Source organism: Microvirga sp. P4_G7 (assembly GCF_056401005.1).
The window spans coordinates 1-2,008 of sequence record NZ_JBFUKD010000662.1; the positions used below are offsets into that span (position 1 = coordinate 1).

A 2,008-nucleotide genomic window follows, 5' to 3' on the forward strand; every position below is an offset into this window, starting at 1 on the left:
CGGTTCGCACGCCCCGCCTGAACTTCTTCAAGAAGGGAATTTCGGTCGCGGCCGACGGGAGACAGGTCGGTCGCGCCTTCGTGGAAAGCTGCGGTGAGGCCTGGTGCCAGACGATGGTGAAAGTCGAGGCCAACCTGCTGAAGGCGTTCGGAAGCTCGTCGCTCGCGACCTTTGAGTATCCGGTCAGCGCGGATGAGTCCGTGGCCTTGACCGTGCCTTTGGATGGCTTTGTGAAGGCCATCGGCGAATTGAGGTCGGCCGTAGGTCTCAGTCCTGCTGTCGCGTCTCTGCCGCCGGCTCGTACCGATCAGCCGTCACGACTTGGGACGCTCGTGGGCAGTTCGCCGCTCGAGTACACATTGCAGATGAAAACGGTGCCGTCCGACGCGCCGACGACGCAGGCGAACCTATGGGGAGAGCCGCTGCGCCAATGTCTTGGCGAGCCCGCTTCGAAAGACGTCAAAGTAACCTCGGACCTGGAAATCTTCGATAACGCCAGCTTCGATAAATGGCTTGCGGGCACGAAAGCTTGTTCGCCTTATTCAGTGCTCTGGATAAGCCGAAAACAGCCGGACCAAAAGAATCTGGCGAACCAGCGTGCGGACGAGCTCGGTTTCTATGCGGTGTATCAAGCCGTTAAAGATTCCTTCCCGAAGGAAAACATCGTTTTCACGTCCGATTCCGGTGTTCCCGTGTCACCGACATCGAACGCCCTTCGTGCGGCGAGCCCGCTCGCTCCAACGCCTCGCGCGATGGACGTCGCGCCGAAGTAGCCAGAACCTTGATTGTTCGCAGTCCCGTCACTCCGCCGGCGCCTCGACCGGGGCCTTACGGCCCAGAGTCGCGTGGGTCAGGGCGAGGGCGATCACGGCGCAGGCCGTGATTCCGATGACCATAGGCAGTGGTTTCCCGTCGAAGAAGACGCCGGACAGGCCCATTGCACTGGCGCCGATGGCGAAGTGCAACGTGCCCATCAAGGCCGATGCGGTGCCCGCGATCTTGCCGTGATCTTCCATCGCCAGCACGGATGTCGTCGGAATGACGAGGCCGAGAAAGCCGTACCCGACGAAGAGGAACGACGCGAGGATCGGAAGCGATTGCAGGCCGGCCATCATGACGACAGCGAGCGCCACCATGACCGTGGCATAGGCCGATACCGCCACGCGGACGACGCGACGCAATCCGAAGCGCTCCGACAGCGTTCCGGTCAACTGCGACATGGCGAAAAAGGCGACGGCGTTGACGGAGAAGAAGACGCTGTAGAGGGACGGCGACAAGCCGTAATGGTCGATCAGGATGAACGATGAGCTGGCGAGATAGACGAAGAAGCTCGAAATGCCGAAGCCGCCGATAAAGGTGAGGCCGAGGAAGTTTCGATCGCGCAGCAGGAAGCGATACCCGGCGAGCGCGCTCTTGAACGAGCTGCCGATGCGGTGCTCCCGCGGGCGGGTCTCCTTCAGAGAGGTCGCCAGAAGGATGAGGGCGATGAAGGCCGCGATGGTCACAGCCCAGAAGACTGCGCGCCAGCCGAAGAACGCGATGATGAAGCTGCCCGTGAGCGGCGCGAGGATCGGCGAAATGCTGAACACCAGCATCAAGAGCGACATCAGCCGCGCCGCTTCCGTCCCGGTGTGCAGATCACGCACGATAGCGCGCGGGACGACCATGCCGGGACAGGCGCCGAAACCTTGCAGGAGCCGGAAGGCGATCAGCCATTCGATATCCGGCGCAAGAGCGGAACCGATACTGCCGATCACGAACAGAAACAGGCCGAAATAGAGAGGAATCCGTCGGCCGACCATGTCCGAGATCGGACCGATGATGATCTGACCGAATCCCATGGAGAGAAAGAAGATGAGGAGACTCATCTGGACCGCGACATTGCTCGCGCCGAGATCCGCGCCGATGGTCGGCAGCGCCGGCAGATACATGTCGATGGCGAACGGCCCGATCGCCGACAGAAGGCCGAGAATGGCCGCGTTGCGGAGGAAGTGAAGCGTCATGGAAC

General features: G+C 61.6%; 2 protein-coding genes. One reads left to right on the forward strand and one right to left on the reverse strand.

Going from position 1 to position 2,008, the window contains the following annotated elements:
• Positions 1 to 17: 17 nt before the first annotated feature.
• The gene (locus AC1DT3_RS19260; RefSeq protein WP_477466823.1) at positions 18 to 773 is read left to right on the forward strand and encodes an invasion associated locus B family protein; all 756 of its coding nucleotides are present in this window, start codon (positions 18 to 20) and stop codon (positions 771 to 773) included.
• A 27-nt stretch (positions 774 to 800) separates the two neighbouring features.
• Here AC1DT3_RS19260 and AC1DT3_RS19265 read toward each other — a convergent pair whose 3' ends face one another.
• Positions 801 to 2,003 carry a multidrug effflux MFS transporter gene (locus tag AC1DT3_RS19265; RefSeq protein WP_477466824.1) on the reverse strand — a complete coding sequence of 401 codons (1,203 nt, stop codon included), beginning with the start codon at positions 2,001 to 2,003 and terminating at the stop codon, positions 801 to 803.
• Positions 2,004 to 2,008 lie beyond the last annotated feature (5 nt).

What these genes read in the sequence shown, in the direction of transcription:
- AC1DT3_RS19265 (WP_477466824.1), bottom strand. Translation starts at nt 2,003, where the DNA reads ATGACGCTTCACTTCCTCCGCAACGCGGCCATTCTCGGCCTTCTGTCG.